This window comes from Bradyrhizobium ferriligni, assembly GCF_056837965.1.
Window position 1 is genome coordinate 130,352 of record NZ_JBXEJO010000003.1, and the last position, 19,302, is coordinate 149,653.

18 protein-coding genes are annotated in these 19,302 nt (G+C 64.4%); 14 read left to right on the forward strand and 4 right to left on the reverse strand.

All coding sequences use genetic code 11. The features are described from left to right. Positions 1 to 11: 11 nt before the first annotated feature. Both pqqB and pqqA read right to left on the reverse strand, forming a co-directional pair. On the reverse strand, positions 12 to 941 hold the full coding sequence (gene pqqB, locus AC1VNY_RS02575; RefSeq protein WP_482403984.1) for a pyrroloquinoline quinone biosynthesis protein PqqB: 930 nt from the start codon (positions 939 to 941) through the stop codon (positions 12 to 14). A 160-nt stretch (positions 942 to 1,101) separates the two neighbouring features. Next, complete coding sequence (gene pqqA / locus AC1VNY_RS02580; RefSeq protein ID WP_035635412.1) at positions 1,102 to 1,182, reverse strand: pyrroloquinoline quinone precursor peptide PqqA; 81 nt, start codon at positions 1,180 to 1,182, stop codon at positions 1,102 to 1,104. Between the two features lie 324 nt (positions 1,183 to 1,506). Here pqqA and AC1VNY_RS02585 point away from each other — a divergent pair, with 324 nt between their 5' ends. The 9 genes from AC1VNY_RS02585 (at position 1,507) to AC1VNY_RS02625 (ending at position 11,239) form a co-directional block, all read left to right on the forward strand. Further along, on the forward strand, positions 1,507 to 1,764 hold the full coding sequence (locus tag AC1VNY_RS02585) for a DUF6894 family protein (RefSeq protein ID WP_016839844.1): 258 nt from the start codon (positions 1,507 to 1,509) through the stop codon (positions 1,762 to 1,764). Between the two features lie 166 nt (positions 1,765 to 1,930). Then, complete coding sequence (locus AC1VNY_RS02590) at positions 1,931 to 3,202, forward strand: PQQ-dependent sugar dehydrogenase (protein ID WP_482403985.1); 1,272 nt, start codon at positions 1,931 to 1,933, stop codon at positions 3,200 to 3,202. A gap of 72 nt (positions 3,203 to 3,274) precedes the next feature. Continuing rightward, positions 3,275 to 3,841 carry a c-type cytochrome gene (locus AC1VNY_RS02595; RefSeq protein ID WP_482403986.1) on the forward strand — a complete coding sequence of 189 codons (567 nt, stop codon included), beginning with the start codon at positions 3,275 to 3,277 and terminating at the stop codon, positions 3,839 to 3,841. Positions 3,842 to 3,912: 71 nt separating this feature from the next. Next, positions 3,913 to 5,304 carry an amidase family protein gene (locus AC1VNY_RS02600; RefSeq protein ID WP_482403987.1) on the forward strand — a complete coding sequence of 464 codons (1,392 nt, stop codon included), beginning with the start codon at positions 3,913 to 3,915 and terminating at the stop codon, positions 5,302 to 5,304. Position 5,305: 1 nt separating this feature from the next. Continuing rightward, on the forward strand, positions 5,306 to 5,782 hold the full coding sequence (locus AC1VNY_RS02605) for a glutathione peroxidase (RefSeq protein WP_038382982.1): 477 nt from the start codon (positions 5,306 to 5,308) through the stop codon (positions 5,780 to 5,782). Further along, positions 5,779 to 6,039, forward strand: a complete 261-nt coding sequence (locus tag AC1VNY_RS02610; RefSeq protein WP_482403988.1) for a DUF3297 family protein — start codon at positions 5,779 to 5,781, stop codon at positions 6,037 to 6,039. The genes AC1VNY_RS02605 and AC1VNY_RS02610 overlap by 4 nt, the downstream gene beginning before the upstream one ends. A 113-nt stretch (positions 6,040 to 6,152) precedes the next feature. After that, positions 6,153 to 7,322 (forward strand): mandelate racemase/muconate lactonizing enzyme family protein, encoded by a 1,170-nt coding sequence (locus AC1VNY_RS02615; protein WP_482403989.1) that lies wholly within the window; start codon positions 6,153 to 6,155, stop codon positions 7,320 to 7,322. Positions 7,323 to 7,504: 182 nt separating this feature from the next. Then, positions 7,505 to 8,566 (forward strand): hypothetical protein, encoded by a 1,062-nt coding sequence (locus AC1VNY_RS02620; RefSeq protein ID WP_482403990.1) that lies wholly within the window; start codon positions 7,505 to 7,507, stop codon positions 8,564 to 8,566. Positions 8,567 to 8,866: 300 nt separating this feature from the next. After that, positions 8,867 to 11,239 carry a TonB-dependent receptor gene (locus tag AC1VNY_RS02625; protein ID WP_482403991.1) on the forward strand — a complete coding sequence of 791 codons (2,373 nt, stop codon included), beginning with the start codon at positions 8,867 to 8,869 and terminating at the stop codon, positions 11,237 to 11,239. A 175-nt stretch (positions 11,240 to 11,414) separates the two neighbouring features. Here AC1VNY_RS02625 and AC1VNY_RS02630 read toward each other — a convergent pair whose 3' ends face one another. Together AC1VNY_RS02630 and AC1VNY_RS02635 are read right to left on the reverse strand one after the other, a co-directional pair. Beyond that, positions 11,415 to 12,767 (reverse strand): malonyl-CoA decarboxylase, encoded by a 1,353-nt coding sequence (locus tag AC1VNY_RS02630; protein ID WP_482403992.1) that lies wholly within the window; start codon positions 12,765 to 12,767, stop codon positions 11,415 to 11,417. A gap of 158 nt (positions 12,768 to 12,925) precedes the next feature. Beyond that, the gene (locus AC1VNY_RS02635; protein WP_482403993.1) at positions 12,926 to 13,726 is read right to left on the reverse strand and encodes an AraC family transcriptional regulator; all 801 of its coding nucleotides are present in this window, start codon (positions 13,724 to 13,726) and stop codon (positions 12,926 to 12,928) included. 75 nt (positions 13,727 to 13,801) lie between these two features. Here AC1VNY_RS02635 and AC1VNY_RS02640 point away from each other — a divergent pair, with 75 nt between their 5' ends. From AC1VNY_RS02640 to AC1VNY_RS02660, 5 genes are all read left to right on the forward strand, one after another. Then, positions 13,802 to 14,992 carry an MFS transporter gene (locus AC1VNY_RS02640; RefSeq protein WP_482403994.1) on the forward strand — a complete coding sequence of 397 codons (1,191 nt, stop codon included), beginning with the start codon at positions 13,802 to 13,804 and terminating at the stop codon, positions 14,990 to 14,992. Between the two features lie 207 nt (positions 14,993 to 15,199). After that, positions 15,200 to 16,744, forward strand: a complete 1,545-nt coding sequence (locus AC1VNY_RS02645; RefSeq protein ID WP_482403995.1) for an SUMF1/EgtB/PvdO family nonheme iron enzyme — start codon at positions 15,200 to 15,202, stop codon at positions 16,742 to 16,744. A 37-nt stretch (positions 16,745 to 16,781) separates the two neighbouring features. Next, positions 16,782 to 17,207, forward strand: a complete 426-nt coding sequence (locus AC1VNY_RS02650) for a DUF4399 domain-containing protein (RefSeq protein ID WP_482403996.1) — start codon at positions 16,782 to 16,784, stop codon at positions 17,205 to 17,207. Between the two features lie 157 nt (positions 17,208 to 17,364). Next, positions 17,365 to 18,111: a transporter substrate-binding domain-containing protein gene (locus AC1VNY_RS02655; protein ID WP_482403997.1), complete on the forward strand. Its 747-nt coding sequence runs from the start codon at positions 17,365 to 17,367 to the stop codon at positions 18,109 to 18,111. Positions 18,112 to 18,460: 349 nt separating this feature from the next. Next, positions 18,461 to 19,279 (forward strand): formate/nitrite transporter family protein, encoded by an 819-nt coding sequence (locus AC1VNY_RS02660; RefSeq protein WP_038382991.1) that lies wholly within the window; start codon positions 18,461 to 18,463, stop codon positions 19,277 to 19,279. Positions 19,280 to 19,302 lie beyond the last annotated feature (23 nt).

Genomic DNA, 19,302 nt, shown 5'->3' on the forward strand with positions numbered 1-19,302 from the left:
AGGCACGACATTCACAGCACGATCTCCGTTCCGTCGGAGGGAATCTGCCAGCCCGCCTGCTCGGCCGCTTTGCGTTCGGCCGAGGTCCCAAGCAGCGCCGGGTTGGAGTTGTTGATATGCAAAAACACTTTTCGTCCGATGTCGAGCCCGGCGAGGCTGGCGATTGCACCCTGATCGCCCGACATGGCGATATGGCCCATGCCCTGGCCGGTCTTGTTGCCGAGGCCCGCCGCGATCAGTTCGTCGTCGCGCCACACCGTGCCGTCGAAAAACACCAGCGGGGCACCCTTGAGCCGCGATTTCAGGTCGTCAGTCACCCGTGCGCAGGCGGCCAGGAAATAGAAATATTTGCCGCTGCGCCTGTCCGCAATACGCAGGCCGAGCGTATCGCCGACGCCGTCGGCGCCCGCCGGATGCGCCTTGCCCTCGAGATACCACGCGCCCTTGCCGGGAACCTCGAACGGCAGCACCTCGAGCCCGGACGGCGATCCGTCGGGCAGGGCCGGTTCGAAGGCCTGGTCGACCGCGATCGGCCGGCGGTCGACGTTCTTGTCGCTGAGCACGTTGAAGATGCTGTTCGAGCGCAGGATCGCAAGCACCCGCTCATGCGCGTAGATCGTGAACGGCGAGTCCTCACGCATCGACAGCAGCCCGGCCACCGCGTCGATCTCGCCATTTGTGAGGATGACGCCCGCGATCGGGCTGTGGCGCAGTGCGCCGTGCTTCGGATACAGCTGCGGCGTGGCAATCAGCTGCTGGCGCAGATCCGGGGACGCATTGACCAGGAACCAGTGCACGCCGTCGCCGCTGACGGCGATCGAGGCTTGCGTGCTCTGCAGTTCGGGGTGGTCGCTTCGCGCCGTCCTGCAGACGGCACAGCCGCAGTTCCACTGCGGAACGCCGCCACCCGCCGCGGCACCCAGGACGACGACACGAAGCATGATCCGTCCCCTGGAGAAGCTTGGCCCTGGAGAAGTTTGTTGGACCCAGAAACGTTACGAGGTGGACCCCGGATTTGAAACACACCCCCTTGCTCGGGAGCGTGTTACGCCCGGATGTCCACCTGCGCTAAAACGCTAAACGTGTATGGGGCGCTGCCGCTTACTTGCGGGTTGCGCACATATACATGTTGATTTCCATGCCGACCGACACTTCCACGATCTTCGGTGCTTTCCAGGCCATTTGGCTCTCCTTGTTGCAACCGGACGAACTTTCCGCCCTGCAGAGTAAAGTACTGTGGTTGGAAAAGTTCGCCAGTTAAATTTTCTGTAAGGTGCCGCCTCGCAAGGTATGCTGCACTGCGGCAGGCAAGTTCTGCCCACTCACAAATTTGTGCGCGTGTTTCCCGTCAAAAGCCCGTGGCATCAGACCTTTTTCCTGTTGTTCGCCACACGGTGAATGGTGATCTTGGAATAAGTAAACAGGGCCCTGCGGTCCTCCGAAGGTCCTGTGACGATCCTGTGCTCTCCCCTGACGGGAAGCGACTAACCGAGCCGAGTTCAGCCGATGCCACGCTATTTCTTCAATACCCGTATCGGCGACGAGCTGATCTCCGATCCCGACGGCGAAATCCTGCGGGATCCGGATCGTGCGTGGGAGATGGCGCGCGCGATGATTCGCGAACTGCTCAAGACCGAGGGTGCCGACGGCGCGCTGCTCAGCGCCGTGATCGAGGTGACGGACGACGAGGGCGAGATCGTCCTGGAGTTTCCATTCACGGAGGCGATTCTCGACCGTCCGGACCGCTCGATGACAAGGCACTGACGCGCGCTGGCCCGCCGCGTGGTCACAACCATGCGTTGGCCGATGGCGGCATGTTTCCGATTGCAATTGTCCGGACAAATTCACAAGACTATGAACGGAAAGCCGAACGGCGCCGGGCGACGTCAATGGCGCAATCAACAACGGCTTCCACCCAGGGGAGATCTTCATGAAAAAACACTCGTTCGCACCGCGCAGCTTGCTGCTCGCGGGGGCCATGCTCGGGGCGTTCACGCTCTCTGCTGCGGCGCAACAGCCAGCCGCGCCGGTGGCAGGTGCCGCCCCCGCGGCCCAGCCGCTGCCGCCTGGCTCGCCCTTGATCGGGCGTCCGGACAATGAAGCCGCCGCCAAGCTCGCGCCGGTGGCGCCGCCGCCGCTGCCGTCCGCGCCCGACAAGCTTCCGCTCGCCAAGCTCAAGGCGCCGGCCGGCTTCAATGTCGAGGTCTATGCGGCCGGCATGGCCAATGCGCGCTCGCTGGCGCTCGGCGACAAGGGCACGGTGTTCGTCGGCAGCCGGCTCGTCGACAAGGTCTATGCGATCGTCAACAAGGACGGCAAGCGCTCGGTCAAGGTGATCGCCTCCGGCCTCTATCGTCCGAACGGCGTCGCCTTCAAGGACGGCACGCTCTACATCGCCGAGCTCTCGAAGGTCTCCAAGATCGACAAGATCGAGGACAATCTGGACAACCCGCCGAAGCCGACCGTCGTCTACGACAAGCTGCCGAAGGACGAGGCGCATGGCTGGAAGTTCATCGCCGTCGGTCCCGACAACAAGCTCTATGTTCCGGTCGGACAGCCCGGCAACAACGTGCTGCATGACGCCGACCACGGCCAGATCCGCCGCATGAATCTCGATGGCTCCGGCGCCGAGGTCTACGCGCTCGGCGTGCGCAACACGGTCGGCTTCGACTGGAATCCCGAGAACAAGCAGATGTACTTCACCGACAACGGCCGCGACTGGCTGTCGGAGACGGTGCCGGAAGACGAGCTCAACCGCATCACCAAGGCGGGCGAGGATTTCGGCGCACCGTACTGCTACCAGGGCAACATCATCGACCAGGAGCTCGGCTGGGGCAAGAACTGCAAGGATTACACCGCGCCGGTCGGCCTGATGGGCCCGCATACCGCGTCGCTCGGCATGCGCTTCTACACCGGCAGCATGTTCCCGAAGAGCTACAAGAACGTCATCTTTGTCGCGCGTCACGGCTCCTGGAACAAGTCGCAGAAGCAGGGTGGTGACGTGGTCGCCGTCAGGCTGAACAAGGACGGCACGGTGAAGTCGATGGAGCCGTTCCTGACCGGCTTCCTCGATGACAACAAGTATATCGGCCGCCCGGTCGACGTGATGCTGCTGAAGGACGGCTCGCTGCTGGTCTCCGACGACTGGAACGGCGCGGTCTATCGCGTCAGCTACGGCAAGCCGAAGGTCGCCAATCAGTAAGTTGAAGCCACGGATTGGGGGCAGCGTCCGCTGCCCCCGATTTTCTTTTGAAGTGCATGCAAGGATGGACCGATGCGTAAGCTCGCACTCGTCGCGGCGCTCGCCGCTCTCAGCTTCTCCGCAAATGCCGAGACCATCCAGGAGCGCGCCGCGGCGTGCTTTGCCTGCCATGGCGAGCACGGCACGTCGGAAACCGAGAACACGCCGTCGCTCGGCGGCCAGACGGCGCCCTATGCGCTGATCCAGCTCTTCATGTTCCGCGAAAAGCTGCGGGTGTTCGAGCCGATGAACGAGATGGCGAAGCCGCTGACCGACGACGATTTGCGCAGCTTCTCGGATTTCATCGCGACCTTGCCGAAGCCCACGCCGCCCGCCGATGCCGGCGATCCCGCGCGGATGGCGCGTGGCCAGGCGCTGGCGCAGCAGAACCGCTGCAACAGCTGCCACAACACTGATTTCTCCGGCAAGGACAACGTCCCGCGCATCGCCAACCAGCGCGAGGACTACCTCGCCAAGACGCTGGCCGAATACAAGGACAACAGCCGCCACGGCTACGACGCCACCATGGCGGACGTGATGCAGACGGTCGCCAAGGAGCAGATCGGCGACCTTGCCTATTACATCGCGCATGTCCGCTGAAACATCGGGCGGCGGGCCGCTGGTCATGTTCTCCGCGTGGCGCTAAAACGCAGCGTCACACGGAGTTGCACATGCAGGATATTTGGCGTCTGTCGGCGGCCGAGCTCGCCAGCCTCATCAAATCGAAGAAGGTGTCGGCGAAGGAGGCGGCGCAGGCCGGGCTCGCCCGGCTCGACGCGGTCAACCCGAAGCTCAACGCGGTGGTCGATCACCGGCCGGACGACGTGCTGGCGCAGGCCGCCAAGGTCGATGCGGCGATCGCGCGCGGCGAGGCGGTCGGGCCGCTCGCCGGCGTACCCGTCACCATCAAGGTCAATGTCGACCAGGAGGGCTACGCCACCACCAACGGGCTGAAGGCACAGCGCGACGTCATCGCCAAGGTCGACAACCCGGTGGTCGCCAATTTGCGCAAGGCGGGCGCGGTGCTGCTCGGCCGCACCAACTGTCCGGCGGTCTCCTATCGCTGGTTCACCACCAATCTCATTCACGGCGACACCAAGAACCCGCGCGATGGCGGCATCACGCCGGGCGGCTCGTCCGGCGGCGCGGGCTCGGCGGTCGCGGCCGGCATCGGCCATATCGCCCACGGCACCGATATCGCCGGCTCTGTCCGCTATCCGGCCTATGCCTGCGGCGTGCATGGCCTGCGGCCAAGCATGGGCCGCATCCCGGCCTTCAATTCGGCTTTGCCGGAGCGTCCGATCGGCCCGCAGATCAGCGCGGTGTCGGGCCCGCTGGCGCGCACCGTCAACGACCTGCGCATCTCGCTCGCGGCGATGTCGGCGCCGGACTATCGCGACCCCTGGTATGCGCCGGTGCCGCTCGAAGGCCCGCCGCGCGAAAAGCGCGTTGCGATGTGCCTCAATCCCGATGGTCTCGATCCGGTGCCGGAAGTGGTCGCCGCGGTCGCCGACGCCGGCAAGCGATTGCAGAAGGCCGGCTGGATCGTCGAGGAAATTGCCAACACGCCGTCCTTGCGCGAGGCGGCCGAGATACAGACCCGGCTCTGGCTCGGCGACGGCTACGAGGCCCAGCTCGCCTTCGCCGAGCGCGAGGGCGATCCCGGCGCGCTCGCCTGCCTGCGCGGCGTCCGCGCCCGGGTGCATCCGTTCGACCTGTCGCAGGCGCTGACCCGCCGCGCCACCTTGACGCGCGAATGGTTTGCCTTCTTCGAGAAATATTTGGTGCTGCTGATGCCGGTGTCCGGCGAGCTGCCGTTCCCTGACCATCTCGACCGCAAGGACGAGGCCTCGTTCGCGCGGGTGTGGCACGCGCAGCTGCCGCAGATCGCGATCCCGTTCATGGGGCTTCCCGGGCTCGTGGTCTCCACCGGTCTCGTGGGACGGATCCCGGTCGGCGTGCAACTGGTGGCCGGACGCTACCGCGAGGATCTCTGTCTTGCGGCCGGCGAGGCGGTCGAGGCCGGTGGCACGCCGTCGTCGCCGATCGATCCGGTCAATTAAGATGGCGACCGTTTACGATTTCACCGCCAAGTCGCTCGCCGGCGACGACGTGCCGCTGCAGCGGTTCGAGGGCCAGGTGCTTTTGATCGTGAACACGGCGAGCGCCTGCGGGTTCACGCCGCAGTACAAGGGCCTCCAGGAGCTGCACGCCGGCCTCTCGGCGCGCGGCTTTGCCGTGCTCGGCTTTCCCTGCAACCAGTTCGGCGCGCAGGAGCCCGGCGATGCGAAGCAGATCGCCGCGTTCTGCGAGACCAACTACGCCGTGACGTTTCCAATGTTCGCCAAGATCGACGTCAATGGAAGCGGCGCGCATCCATTGTACGAACACCTGAAACGTGAGAAGTCGGGCCTGCTTGGGCCCGCGATCAAATGGAACTTCACCAAGTTCCTGGTCGATCGCGTCGGCAAGGTCGTTGCGCGGCATGCGCCGACCGCCCGGCCCGAAGGATTGAGGAAGGAAATCGAGGCGCTGCTATGAGCGACGACAACGACACCAACGACCAATTCCCCGACCGCCTCTCGGTCGATCCGAACAGCCCGTACTACAATGCGGATATTCTCGCCCGCGATGTCGGCATCCGATTCAAGGGTACCGAGAAGACCAATGTCGAGGAGTACTGCATCAGCGAAGGCTGGGTCCGCGTCACGGCTGGCAACGCCAAGGACCGTTACGGCAATCCGCTGACCATCAAGGTGCACGGGCCGGTCGAGCCGTATTTCCGGGATAAGAAGTAGGACGCAGTCATTCCGGGGCACGCGAAGCGTGAACCCGGAATCTCGAGATTCCGGGTCTGGTGCTTGCGCACCATCCCGGAATGACGCGGCAAGTAACCTGAAAGCGAATCCCCATGTCTGTCCGCGTCGTCGACGTCCGCGAGGTCACAAAACCGATCTCCTCGCCGATCCGCAATGCCTATATCGACTTCACCAAGATGACCTCGAGCCTGGTGGCCGTGGTCACCGACGTGGTGCGCGACGGCAAGCGGGTGGTTGGCTACGGCTTCAATTCCAACGGCCGCTATGGGCAGGGCGGTCTGATCCGCGAGCGCTTTGCGCCGCGCCTCAAGGAAGCCGATCCGAAATCGCTGCTCGATGCTGATGGCGGCAATCTCGATCCGGACAAGGTCTGGTCGGCGCTGATGTCGAACGAGAAGCCGGGCGGCCATGGCGAGCGCTCGGTCGCGGTCGGCACCATCGACATGGCGGTATGGGACGCGGTGGCGAAGATCGCGGGCAAGCCGCTGTTCCGGCTGCTCGCCGAGCGCCACGGGCTATCAGCCAATCCGCGCGTCTTCGTCTACGCCGCCGGCGGCTACTATTATCCTGGCAAGGATCTCGGCGCGCTGCGCAAGGAGATGCGCGGCTATCTCGACCGCGGCTACAACGTCGTGAAGATGAAGATCGGCGGCGCGCCGCTCGCCGAGGACCGCGAGCGCATCGAGGCGGTGCTGAAGGAGATCGGCAGCGAGGCGCAGCTCGCGGTCGACGCCAACGGCCGCTTCGATCTGGAGACAGCGATCGCCTACGCCAAGATGCTGCGCGAGTACCCGCTGTTCTGGTACGAGGAGGCCGGTGATCCCCTCGACTACGCGCTGCAGGCCGCGCTGGCCGAGTTCTATCCGGGTGCGATGGCGACTGGCGAGAACCTGTTCAGCCACCAGGATGCGCGGAACCTGATCCGCTACGGCGGCATGCGGCCGGACCGCGACTGGCTGCAATTCGATTGCGCGCTGTCCTATGGGCTCTGCGAATATCAGCGGACGCTCGAGGTGCTGAAGACCCACGGCTGGTCGCCGAGCCGCTGCATCCCGCATGGCGGCCACCAGATGTCGCTGAACATCGCGGCCGGCCTCGGCCTCGGTGGCAATGAGAGCTACCCCGACCTGTTCCAGCCCTATGGCGGCTTCCCGGACGGCGTGCGCGTCGAGGGTGGCCACATCGTGATGCCCGACCTTCCCGGCATCGGCTTCGAGGGCAAATCCGATCTCTACAAGGAGATGAAGGCGCTGGCGGACTGAGTCCGGCCAGCGACTGCCGATCTGCTGGGCGCGGGGCGGGCTTGAGTTCGCTTGCAAAATATTGTGAGCGACGCTCAAGAAATTATTGAACGTTGCTCATTTCTGGATATACTCATGAGAACAGGGCGTCTTTCTCCCAGATGATCGGGAGCAGGCGCGGAACCGGCCGTGAGGAGTGCCGTATGCCATATTCAGCCAAGGAGCTCCGGGAAGCCGCCGATGCCGGCGTGATCAGCCCGGCCGATCTGGAACGATTGCTCGCTTTCCTGGCGAGCAGCGCAGGGCGGGGTCCGGCGGGCGATGCAAGTCCCGCCGCCAAGTTCGATGCCGCGCATGTGCTCTGGTACGCCGGTGCGCTCATCGTGATCGGTGCCATGGGCCTGTTCTCGACCCTGGCCTTCACCCAGATGGGCGGCAGGGCGCTGACGATCTGTGCGATCGCCTACGCTACCGGTTTCACCTTCGCAGGACACCATCTCTGGTACCGGAAGAATCTGCGGGTTCCCGGCGGCCTGCTGATCGCGATCGCGGTCTCGATGGCGCCGCTCGCGGTCTACGGCATCCAGGACGAGCTTGGCTGGTGGGGCAAGTTCGGCAAGCCGGGAACCGTGCAGGACTTCTACGTCTGGGTGAAGGGCAGCTGGATCTTCATGGAGATTGCGACGATCGCCGCCGGCATCGTCGCGCTGCGTTACTACCGCTTCGCCTTCATCGTCGCGATCATCTCGGTCGCGCTGTGGTTCATGTCGATGGATCTGGCGCCGTGGTTCAGCGGCATGGCTCACGCCGATTTCGAGATGCGCCGCAGGGTCTCGATCTGGTTCGGGCTTGCCGTGCTCGCGGTGGCATGGATCGTGGACTACCGCAGCCGCAACGGTGACTTTGCGTTCTGGCTGCATCTGTTCGGCTTGATGGCGTTCTGGGGCGGAATTAGCGCGTCCGAAGGCTCAACCGAATTGAGCAAGGCGGTGTACTGCCTGCTCAACGTCGGGCTGATCGTGATCGCCGTGATTTTGATGCGGCGAGCCTATGCGGTGTTCGGCGCGTTCGGCATCTGCCTCTATCTCGGCCACCTCGCCGACGTCGTGTTCAAGGACTCGCTGTGGTTTCCGTTCTCGCTGTCGCTGATCGGCATTGCCGTGATCGCGGCAGGCCTGCTTTACCATCGCAACGAGCGTGCGATCACCGGCTGGATCGACGCGCATCTGCCGGCAGGGCTGCGGCCGCGGTCCGCAACCGCGTGACCGAGACGTCCCGATCGTTTTAGAACCACTACAATCTGGAATCTCTACAAGAAGGGCGGCGCGCGAGCGCCGTCCTTCGTTTCCCGGCGCAAATCCGGAAGCCGACAGAAACCATTCGCATCCTTGACTTTTCCAATCCTGCGCTCGCCGCGAGCTGTATCCGCGTCCATTCGTCACAATTTTATTCCGTCGTCACGCAAAAATTTTCTCAGGCCCGTCGTCTGGACGCACAGCGCCTCACCTCTCTAGAGGACGGCGCATCGCCTTCAGCGAAGGCGAGAGTTGCTTGGGGACGACGTCATGACATCAAGATCAAAAAACAATCGTCGCATCGCTTTGCTTGCGAAGCTGTCGCTGCTCACGGCGAGCTATCTCGTGCTGGGCGTTCCGCTCGCAACGTCTGCCGCGCAGGCGCAATCGGCGTCGGCGCAGGCCGGCGCCTCGTCGCTGCCGCCGGTGACCGTCACGGCGCCGGCCACGCAACGCCGCCGCAGCGCACCGAAGGCCGCGCGCAACACCGCCGCCGCACGAGGCCGCCGCACCCAGACGGCGCGGCGGCTCGCGCCTGCGGCGCCAGCAAAACCCTTCGCGGAATCGCAGGACGCCCGCACCGGCACGTCAGGCTATTTCGCCAACAGTACGTCGGTTGCGACCAGGACCAACACCGCCATCGTCAACATCCCCCAATCGCTCAACGTGATCACGCGGGAGCAGATCCGCGACCAGAACTACCAGGGCCTCACCGACGTCACCCGCTACGTCCCCGGCGTTGCGGTGCACCAGGGCGAGGGCAATCGCGACGAGCTCGTGATCCGCGGCGTCGATTCCAGCGCCAACTTCTTCGTCAACGGCTTTCGCGACGATGTGCAGTATTTCCGCGACATGTACAACGCCCAGAGCATCGAGGTGCTGAAGGGGCCGAGCGCGCTGACCTTCGGCCGTGGCGCCGGCGGCGGCCTGCTCAATCGCACCCTCAAGGAGGCCGACGGCAACCGCGTCTACGAGGCGACGGCGCAGACCGGCTCGTGGGGCGATCGCCGCGTCAGCCTCGATGCCGGACAGGCGATCAACGACAACGTCGCAGCAAGGCTCAACGTGTTCTACGAAGGCGCCGATGCCTTCCGCGATTTCAATCATCTGGAGCGCTACGGCATCAATCCGACGGTGACGCTGAAGCCCGACGACAACACCAAAATCAAACTGAGCTATGAATACTTCCACGACGAGCGCACCGCCGATCGCGGCAATCCCTCGCAGGGGCTGCCGGGCGGCGCGACCCGCTTCAACCCGACGACGCCGTTCGCGCCGAACGGCGACTTCTCGACCTTCTTCGGCAGCCCAAGCCTGAACACTGCGCAGGCGACGGTGCAGACCGGCATGGCCATCATCGAGCACGATTTCGAGAACGGGCTGACGGTGCGCAACGGCACCATCGCCGCCGACTACCAGAAGTTCTATCAGAACGTCTACCCGACCGGTGGCCCGCTCGCCGGCGCGGTCAATCCCGCCGACACCGCGGTCAATCTCGGCGCCTATCAGCACACGACGAACCGGGACAACGTCTTCAACCAGACCGATTTCACCTACAAGACCTGGACCGGGCCGCTGTTCCACACCGTCGGCTTCGGCACCGAGTTCGGCCGGCAGACCGGCGTCGACATCCGCAACACCGGCGTGTTCCCGAACGGCACCAACACCATCGTGCAGAACCCGTTCGCGCCGACCTATTTCGGCCCGGTGACGTTTCTTCACCATTTCACCGGCACCAACAGCGACGGCGTCACCACGCCCGATTCGAACAGCCGCTATGCGCTGAACATCCAGTCCGGCTATCTCAGGGACACCATCGAGATTTCGCGCGGCGTGCAGATCATCGCCGGCGCGCGGTTCGATCGCTACGACATGTCGGCCACCGACATGAACACCAACGTCAATCGCAATCGCGTCGACAATCTGGTGTCGCCGCAGGGCGCCCTCATCATCAAGCCGATCGATTCGATGTCGGTCTACACCGCCTACAGCGTCTCCTTCCTGCCGGCCTCGGGCGACCAGTTCAGCGCGCTGAACGACGGCACCCTGATCCTGCAGCCGCAGCGCTTCGAGAATGTCGAGCTCGGCATGAAATGGAACATCAATCCGAAGCTGTTGTTCTCGACCGCGGTCTACAATCTGAACCGCACCAACCAGCCGATCGCCGACGGCAACAATCCCGGCTTCTTCTTCCCCTCCGGCAGCACGCTCACGCGAGGCGTCGAAGCGAGCCTGACCGGCTATGTCACCGAGCAGTGGCAATCGTCGCTGGCCTATGCCTACACCGACGCGAAAATCACCGGCGCGACCTCGGCGACCGTCGTGCCCGGCAACCGCGTTCAGCTGGTGCCGTACAATCAGTTTGCCTGGTGGAACAAGTATCAGTTCACGCCGATGTGGGCCGCCGCGCTCGGCGTGATTTATTTCGGCGATTCCTTCGCCTCGTCCGACGACACGGTGCGCCTGCCGGGCTTCGTGCGCTTCGACGCGGCGATCTATGCCAAGATCGACGAGACCTGGAGCGCCCAGCTCAACGTCGAGAACATTTTTGACAAGGGCTATTGGGCGTCGGCCGACGGCAACAACAACATCTCGCCAGGGCAGGGCCGCACGGTAAGGCTGATGGCAAGGGCGAGGTTTTAGGTGCCGAGGGCGTCGACCGCCGCGCCGTGATTGTCGATGTTCACTGCCCCGTCATCTTGAGAGACCATGAATGTATCACTCTCGATGACGCAACATACTCGATGTCGTCCCGGCCTAGTGCGCAATTGCGCACGGGAGCCGGGACGACGAGGGGAGGGATTGCGCTGCATCCCCGTCACCCCAGCCGCATGTCCAGCAGCCGCCGGCCTTCGCCCTTCAACAGCTTCTTCACCGCGCTCGAGGCGATTACGTCGCCATTGTTGGCGTAGGCCTCGTGGTTCTTTTCGATGTCGTCGAGGCGGTAGAGGTAGTTGACCATGATGCCTGCGGATTCGCGCAGGCCCTTGGGTGAGAGGTCGCCGAGCCAGTTGATCCGCTCCAGCCGTGCGCCGTTGCCGAGATGGAAGCGCGCGACCGAATCGATCAGCCGTCCCTTCGGCGTTCGCGCCTTCAGGAAATAGTAGGCGGCGAGCGGCTCCAGCACGGCGCGCAGCTGGGTGGCGAGCTCGGCGTTCTCGAACCAGTCGGGCTTGCCGAGGCTTTCCAGCAGCTGGCGGTCCTCATCGGTGAGCGGCACGTCGTCGGCCTGCTTGACCCACTGCATGAAGCCCGGCACCGGCGACAACGTCACGAAGTTGTCGAGCTTCGGCAATTCGCGGCGCAGCTCTTCGACCACCTGCTTGATCAGGAAGCTGCCGAAGGAGATGCCGCCAAGGCCGCGCTGGGTGTTGGAGATCGAATAGAACACCGCGGTGCGGGCGCGCTCGACCGGGACCGGCTCGCGCTCTTCCGCAAGCAGCGGCGCGATCGCGCCCGGGATGGCTTCGGTCAGTGCGACCTCGACGAAGATCAGCGGCTCGTCGGCCAGCGCCGGATGGAAGAAGGCGTAACAGCGGCGATCGATCGGATCGATGCGGCGGCGCAGATCGTCCCAATCGCGGATCTCGTGCACGGCCTCATAACGGATGATCTTCTCCAGAATATTGGCCGGCGACGACCAGTCTATCCTGCGCAGCACGAGGAATCCCCTGTTGAACCAGGACGAGAGCAGATGCACCACGTCGCGATCGAGCGCGGCGAGGTCTTTGTTGCCCTTCATCAATGAAAGCAGATCCGACCGGATCGACACCAGCTCGCCGGTGCCGCCCGGCGCGCGATTGAGCCGGCGGATCAATTCCTGGCGGCGCGGCTCGGAGGCGAAATGCAGGTCGCTGGCGTCGTCGCCATTGGCCTTGGCGCGCCAGCTTTCGATCGCCTCCGCCAGCTTGGCGTGATCGGGGCCGAAATCGCGGGCCAGCGTCTGGAAGAACGACAGCCGTCCGGCGGCATCGAGGTGGTGGTAGCGGTCGAGCACTTCGCGCGCCATCGCGGTGCCGGAGGCCTCGCCGCGGCCGGACAGCAGCGCCTCGCACAATTCCAGCAGCTCGGAGGCATCCTGCTTGTCATTGGCCGGGCTGGCGCGGCCGAGCAGGACGCGGCCGCGTTCGGAAATCGTCGAGAGCAGGTCGGAGAAAAAGGCGTTGGCCATGGGCAGTTCGTATCCAGCGGGTCGCATCCAGTGAAGCCGGACCTTACACGGGATTTAAGGTCGGGAGCACAGCAATCAAGCGCATGGATCGTACGGAAATATGTCGCAGCGCGACAGCGGTATAATTCGTCGTCGCTGCGCCCGGTGGCGAATCCCGTTCACGTTTTCTCCGCGAACGCGGTCGGTGTCTTGCCGGTAACCTGGCGGAACGCGTGGGAAAATGCCGGCACGCTGGCATAGCCGAGGTCGGAGGCGACTTGCTTGACCGAAACGTTCGCGGTGCTCGACAGGCGCTCGATCGCGGCCGCGATGCGGGCGCGCTGGCACCAGCTCTTGAACGAGAGCTGCGTCTCCGCCGAGAACAGCCGCGACAGCGTCCGCGCCGAGGTGCCGACCGCGCGCGCCAGCGCATCGATGTCGTGGTCCTTCGTCGGATCGGCCAGCACGATGTCGGCGGCGCGGCGGCAGCGCGGCTCCTGCGGCAGCGGGATGAAGGTCGCCGAATCCTCGGCCTGGTGCAGCTCCAGCATCACGAGGCGGATCAACAGAGCGGTGCGCTCGCGTCCGCATGAGACGTCGAACAGTGCCAGGATCGCCTGGTGCACCAGCGGTGACACCCGCACCACGAATTCGTGGTTGAGGCTGTCGCTGCGCTTTTCGCGCGCGAGCCAAGCCTGGTCGAAATACAGCGTGCGCATCTCGATGTCGGCGAGCACGTCGATCGCGTGCGGGAGCAGGGCAGGGACCCACACCGCGCGGTCCGGCGGCACGAGCCAGCGCCCTTTGGGCGTCGTCACCTGCATGGTGCCGCTGGCGGCATAGACCAGCTGTGCCTCGCGGTGCATGTGCGGGTCGAGCCGGACGCCCTTGCGGTAGCTGCGCGCCACCAGATGCACGCCGTCCCCGGTGACGCGCCGGTCCTGGTGGAGGGCTCTTATTGGCGGCTCAGCGATAGTCATTGGCGACATCCCGTCAGGACAAGCACCTATAACCTATTTTCGAGCAATTGAAGAATCGCGTGAGAGACGGTGCCGATGAACGGTCCAAGCAACAGTCCCAGCCGGGTGATCAGCTTCGTCAACGCCGGCCATTTCATCGATCACTACGCGATGCTGATTTTCGCTGCCGCCGTCATCATCATGGGCCCGGCGCTCGGCATGGCCTATTCGGAACTCTTGCCCTATGCGACCCCGGGCTTCATCGCCTTCGGCGCCGGCTCGCTGGTCACGGGCTGGCTCGGCGACCGCTGGAGCCGCCGCCACATGATGGTGATCTTCTTCGTCGGCATCGGCCTGTCGATGATCTCGGTCGGCTTCGCGCAGACGCCGCTGCAACTCGGCGCCGCACTGCTGGCGATCGGCATCTTCGCCTCGATCTATCATCCGGTCGGCACCGCGATGATCGTGTCCTATGCCGAGAAGCTCGGCGCCCAGATGGGGATCAACGGCGTCTGGGGCAATCTCGGGGTCGCCTCGTCGGCGCTGGTCACCGGCGTGATCGGCCAGTATCTCGGCTGGCGCTGGGCGTTCATCGTGCCTGGCACGGTCACGGTGCTGATCGGCATCGTCTTTGCGATGACGGTGGTGCATGAGGACCGCAAGGGCTCCAGGCAGGCCGCCGCGCAGGTGCGGGTCGCCAAGGAGGACATGTGGCGCGTGGTGCTGTCGCTCCTGATCGTGGTGATCGCGATCTCCACCACCTTCAACGCAGTGACGGTGGCGCTGCCGAAGCTGTTCGCCGAACGGCTTGCTGATCTGACCAGGAGCCCGGCGCTGCTCGGCGTGATCGCGGCCGGGGTCTATGTGTTCGGCGCGATGACGCAGTACACCATCGGCAAGCTGCTCGACAGATATTCGCTGAAGACGGTGGCGCTGCCGCTGTCGTTCCTGCTGGCGCCGTTCCTTTATCTGGCGGCGAGCCTGTCCAACCTGCCGCTGATCGTGGTCTCGATCGGCATCGTGATGGGCGCGTTCGGCCAGGTCACGGTGAACGATGCCATGGTCGGCAAGTACACCACCGAGGAATGGCGCTCGCGCGCCTATGCGGTGCGCTATTTCGTCGGCTTCACCGCGGCCGGCGCTTCCGTCGGCCTGGTGGCCTGGCTGTACGACCAGGGCGGCTTCTCGATGATGCTGCGCGCGTTCGCGGCGCTGTGCCTGCTGGCCATCGTGGCCGCGATCATCCTGCCGCGCGAGATCCGCACCCCAGCGACGCAGGCGGGCTGACACGGGGCGTTTTGCGCCATCCGCCGTTGAGGCAATGCGTGTGCCGACCTGCGGTGCGCCGCTCGGGCACCGCCGGCAAACCGTGACCTGGTCACGGTTCGCCAACTTTGTTCCAACCCGAAGGTGTGGTAGGTTCAAGCGGGCCTCGGGGACGACGGCGCCGGTTGCGCCTCGAGCACGCAATTTTTTTGGAGCAGCCGGAGCGCCATGGGAGAAATTCGCGACTTCAAGTCAGGCCGGTCACAGCCCGACAATACACAGCCTCCCGGCGATTCAATGCCGCGGCGCCTGGCCGCGATCGTTGCCGGCGATATCGCCGGCTACAGCCGGCTGATGCAGCTCGATGAGGAAGGCACGCATACGCGCGTCAAGCGGACCCTGCGCGACCTGATCGAGCCCACCATCGCCGAGCACCACGGCAAGCTGGTCAAGACCACCGGCGACGGCTTTATCGCGATGTTCGACAGTCCTGTCGAGGCCGTCCGTTGCAGCATCGTGATCCAGCAGAACATGATCGGCCGCAACGCGGCGGTCGCGCGAGATCACTGGATCGAGTACCGGATCGGCGTCAACCTCGGCGACGTCATCATCGAGCCCGACGATATCTATGGCGACGGCGTCAACGTGGCCTCGCGTCTGGAAGGAATCGCGGCGCCGGGTGACGTCTTCATCTCCGGCGGCATCTACGAGCAGATCAAGCACAAGATGGTCTGCGGATACGAATCGCTCGGCGACCGCAAGGTCAAGAACATCACCGATCCGGTCCGGGTTTATCGCGTGCTGCCGGATGCAGCCGCGTACCAAAGGACGCGCAGACGCCGCGAGTCCATTCTGCTCACGCTGCTCGGATTGGCGGTCGCGATCATCGCCGGTGGCGTGCTTTGGTATCTGCTGGCGCAACCGCGCGGCAAGCCGGCCGACGTGGCACAGGCGCCTCCGTCACCGACGGCATCGCCTGCCGTCCAGCCGCCGGCACCAAGCCCGGCTCCGACCCAAACCGCAAGTCCGACCCCGGCAGCACCGACGCAGCAGGCGTCGCCTCAACCCGCGCCCTCCGCGAGCCCCACCCCGGAGCTGCCGGAGCCCGAACTGGTCTTGCTTCAAGCTGGCAGCTTCTCGATGGGAAGCAATGACGATCCTTCCGAGCGGCCGATCCGCCGGGTGACGGTCAAGCCCTTTGCCATGGGCAAATATCCGGTCACGGTCCGCGAATGGAACGCCTGCGCGACGGCCAAGGCCTGTGGCTTCTCGGCCAGCGGCAAGGACGACGTTCCGGTCACCAATGTGAGCTGGAGCGATGCGAAGCAATATGTGACCTGGCTCGCCGAGCGCACCAAGAAGCCCTACCGGCTTCCGAGCGAAGCCGAGTGGGAATATGCGGCGCGCGGCGGAACGCAATCGAAATACTGGTGGGGTGACCAGATGCAATCGGGCCACGCCGGATGCAAGGATTGCGGCGGCGACAGTGCGGCCGAGCAGCCGGTCAAGGTCGGCAGCTACAAGCCGAATCCGTTCGGCCTCTACGACATGGGCGGCGGGGTCGATCAGTGGGTCGAGGATTGCTGGCACAGGAACTACCAGGGCGCGCCGACCGACGGTGCGGTCTGGTCCGGCGGCGACTGCGCCTCGCATGTCATCCGCTCCGGCTCGTGGAAGAACGACGCACGCTATGTGCGCCCGGCCAATCGCGATAATTACGACACCAATGTCCGTTATCCGACCCACGGTTTCCGGGTCGCGCTGTCTCCCTGAGCGATCATCCCTGATCGCCAGGCTTCATGGAGGGGCTATGAAAAGTGCAGGCTTGATCATGCTCGCTGCGGCACTGACGCTGTTCGCGGCCCCGGCCGACGCCCAGAACAAGCCGGCCGGCAAGGACACCAAGCTGTATTTCATCTGGCCGCGCGACGGCGCCAAGCTCAAGAGCCCGTTCTGGTGCCGCTTTGGGCTGCGCAACATGGGCGTCACCCATGCCGGCGACGACTACCCGAACAGCGGCCATCACCATCTGCTGATCGACGTGAATGAGCCGTTGAATCCGAATGAGCCGATTCCGTCGGACAAGTCTCACCTGCACTTCGGTGCGGGCCAGACCGAGACGCAACTCGACCTGGCGCCCGGCAAGCACACCCTGCAGTTGGTGCTGGGCGACGCCAAGCACTTTCCATTCAGCCCGCCGGTCGTCTCCGAAAAAATCACCATCCGGGTCAGATAGGCCGATACGGATAGCTCCCTTGCGAGAACCGGCGCTTGCACAAGGCCGCGCCGTGCGGTTTGTTGCGCGCCTGCCGGACAGCAAGATTCGGCGTGGAGGACGTCCGATGTCGTCTCGACTGCTGCGTCTGGCTGGCCTCGTTCTGGGAGTGATTGTCATGGCCACATCAGCGGATGCCGACGCCTCGAAGGATCAGATCGCGCCGACCGGAAAGCTCCGGGTCGCGATCGCGATCAGCCCGGCCGGCGGCGCGTTCTGGTCGACCAAGACCGAGAACGGCTATGCGGGCGTTCCCGTCGATCTCGGCCGCGAGATGGCGGCGCAACTCGGCATCCCGGTCGAATATGTCGTGCATCAGAATTCCGGCCAGATCACCGACGCGGCGGCCAAGAACACCTGGGACATCACCTTCCTGCCCAAGGATCCCGAGCGCGAGACCAAGATGACGTTCGGGCCGATCTATGAGGTTGCCGACGCCACCTATATCGTCAAGCCCGGCTCGACGATCACGAATTTCGCCGCGCTCGACCAGGACGGCGTCAAGGTGGCCGCCGTCAACGCCACCACGACGATGCGCGGCGCGATCGCCCATCTCAAGCACGCCAAGGTCACGGGCTATCAGACCTATGACGAGATCTTCAATCTCCTGAAGAGCGGCGAGATCGACGCCTTCGCATTGTCGCGCGATCAGCTCTATGCGATGGCGAAGAAGATTCCGGGCACGCGCGTGCTGGACGAGACCTTCAAGCAGACCGTCACCGCGGTCGCGGTGCCGCTCAACCATCCGCTCGCCGCGGCTTTCGCCACCAGGTTCATGACGGAGGCGATCGCCAACGGCACGCTGCGCAAGGCCTACGACAACAACGGGCTGAAGGGCTCGCCGGTTCGCACCGAGGTGAAGTAAGCCGCACATCTGGCGTGGGCGACATCTGTGCATGATGCATAATTCCGCGCCACCGCACCGGACGGTTCCTGCGCTGGCTATCTAACTCATTGTATTGAAATAGATTTTAGGCCTGCCGCCAGCGAATCCGGTTGGCATATCCATTGCTTTTGATTGCACCAGTCAATGACGACTGCCGTCCTCCGGATTGCCGAGGCCAGTGCTGGCCGAGGCGAGGGGATCAAGGCGCCCGGCCCGGGCGTCTCGAGCAATCGTTGCAGCCCCATTTCCCCGGACGAGCATTTCAACCAACCCGCGTCGCTTCCGGCAGGCAGCCGGCGCGGCCGAATTGCGCAAGGGGATTTTACGAATGGCCTATCTCGCTCCGTCCGAATTCGTCACCAAGATGGTGGATGCCGGCGAATCCAAGATCTTCATGTCGACGCGCGACACCGTGATCCGCGCCTACATGGCCGGCGCGATCCTCGCGCTGGCGGCCTGGTTCGCCGTGACGATCAACGTCAATACGGGTCAGCCGCTTGTCGGAGCATTGTTGTTTCCGGTCGGCTTCGTCATGCTCTATCTGCTGGGCTTCGATCTATTGACCGGCGTGTTCGTGCTCTCGCCGCTTGCGCTGCTCGACAAGCGCCCCGGCGTCACACTCGGCGGCGTGCTGCGCAACTGGGGCCTCGTCTTCATCGGCAATTTCGGAGGCGCACTCACCGTGGCGTTCATGATGGCGTTCGTGACGACGTTCGGCTTCACGCAGGAGCCCGACAAGGTCGGCATGACCATCGGCAACATCGGCGAGGGGCGGACGCTGGGCTACGCGGCGCATGGCGCGGCGGGCATGGCCACGCTGTTCATCCGCGGCATGCTCTGCAACTGGATGGTCTCGACCGGCGTCGTCGGCGCGATGATCTCCACCACGGTGCCCGGCAAGGTGATCGCGATGTGGATGCCGATTCTGGTGTTCTTCTACATGGTGTTCGAGCATTCGGTGGTGAACATGTTCCTGTTCCCGTCCGGACTGATGCTGCATGCGAAGTTTTCGATCATGGATTACCTGATCTGGAACGAGATCCCGACCGTGCTCGGCAACCTCGCCGGCGGTCTCGCCTTCACCGGGCTCACGCTCTACACCACGCATGTGAAGACGGCCCCGAAGCGCCAGCGCCTCGCGGCTTGATCCTGGCTAGCTTATGGGGCTCT

Excerpts from the sequence above, each read along its gene's own strand:
- AC1VNY_RS02640 (WP_482403994.1), top strand. The coding sequence starts at position 13,802 with ATGAACGGTCCAAGCAACAGTCCCAGCCGGGTGATCAGCTTCGTCAAC.
- AC1VNY_RS02590 (WP_482403985.1), top strand. The coding sequence starts at position 1,931 with ATGAAAAAACACTCGTTCGCACCGCGCAGCTTGCTGCTCGCGGGGGCC.
- AC1VNY_RS02655 (WP_482403997.1), top strand. The coding sequence starts at position 17,365 with ATGGCCACATCAGCGGATGCCGACGCCTCGAAGGATCAGATCGCGCCG.
- AC1VNY_RS02625 (WP_482403991.1), top strand. The coding sequence starts at position 8,867 with ATGACATCAAGATCAAAAAACAATCGTCGCATCGCTTTGCTTGCGAAG.
- AC1VNY_RS02620 (WP_482403990.1), top strand. The coding sequence starts at position 7,505 with ATGCCATATTCAGCCAAGGAGCTCCGGGAAGCCGCCGATGCCGGCGTG.
- AC1VNY_RS02600 (WP_482403987.1), top strand. The coding sequence starts at position 3,913 with ATGCAGGATATTTGGCGTCTGTCGGCGGCCGAGCTCGCCAGCCTCATC.
- AC1VNY_RS02595 (WP_482403986.1), top strand. The coding sequence starts at position 3,275 with ATGCGTAAGCTCGCACTCGTCGCGGCGCTCGCCGCTCTCAGCTTCTCC.
- pqqB (WP_482403984.1), bottom strand. The coding sequence starts at position 941 with ATGCTTCGTGTCGTCGTCCTGGGTGCCGCGGCGGGTGGCGGCGTTCCG.
- AC1VNY_RS02645 (WP_482403995.1), top strand. The coding sequence starts at position 15,200 with ATGGGAGAAATTCGCGACTTCAAGTCAGGCCGGTCACAGCCCGACAAT.
- AC1VNY_RS02635 (WP_482403993.1), bottom strand. The coding sequence starts at position 13,726 with ATGACTATCGCTGAGCCGCCAATAAGAGCCCTCCACCAGGACCGGCGC.
- AC1VNY_RS02610 (WP_482403988.1), top strand. The coding sequence starts at position 5,779 with ATGAGCGACGACAACGACACCAACGACCAATTCCCCGACCGCCTCTCG.
- AC1VNY_RS02660 (WP_038382991.1), top strand. The coding sequence starts at position 18,461 with ATGGCCTATCTCGCTCCGTCCGAATTCGTCACCAAGATGGTGGATGCC.
- AC1VNY_RS02630 (WP_482403992.1), bottom strand. The coding sequence starts at position 12,767 with ATGGCCAACGCCTTTTTCTCCGACCTGCTCTCGACGATTTCCGAACGC.
- AC1VNY_RS02615 (WP_482403989.1), top strand. The coding sequence starts at position 6,153 with ATGTCTGTCCGCGTCGTCGACGTCCGCGAGGTCACAAAACCGATCTCC.
- AC1VNY_RS02650 (WP_482403996.1), top strand. The coding sequence starts at position 16,782 with ATGAAAAGTGCAGGCTTGATCATGCTCGCTGCGGCACTGACGCTGTTC.
- AC1VNY_RS02585 (WP_016839844.1), top strand. The coding sequence starts at position 1,507 with ATGCCACGCTATTTCTTCAATACCCGTATCGGCGACGAGCTGATCTCC.
- pqqA (WP_035635412.1), bottom strand. The coding sequence starts at position 1,182 with ATGGCCTGGAAAGCACCGAAGATCGTGGAAGTGTCGGTCGGCATGGAA.
- AC1VNY_RS02605 (WP_038382982.1), top strand. The coding sequence starts at position 5,306 with ATGGCGACCGTTTACGATTTCACCGCCAAGTCGCTCGCCGGCGACGAC.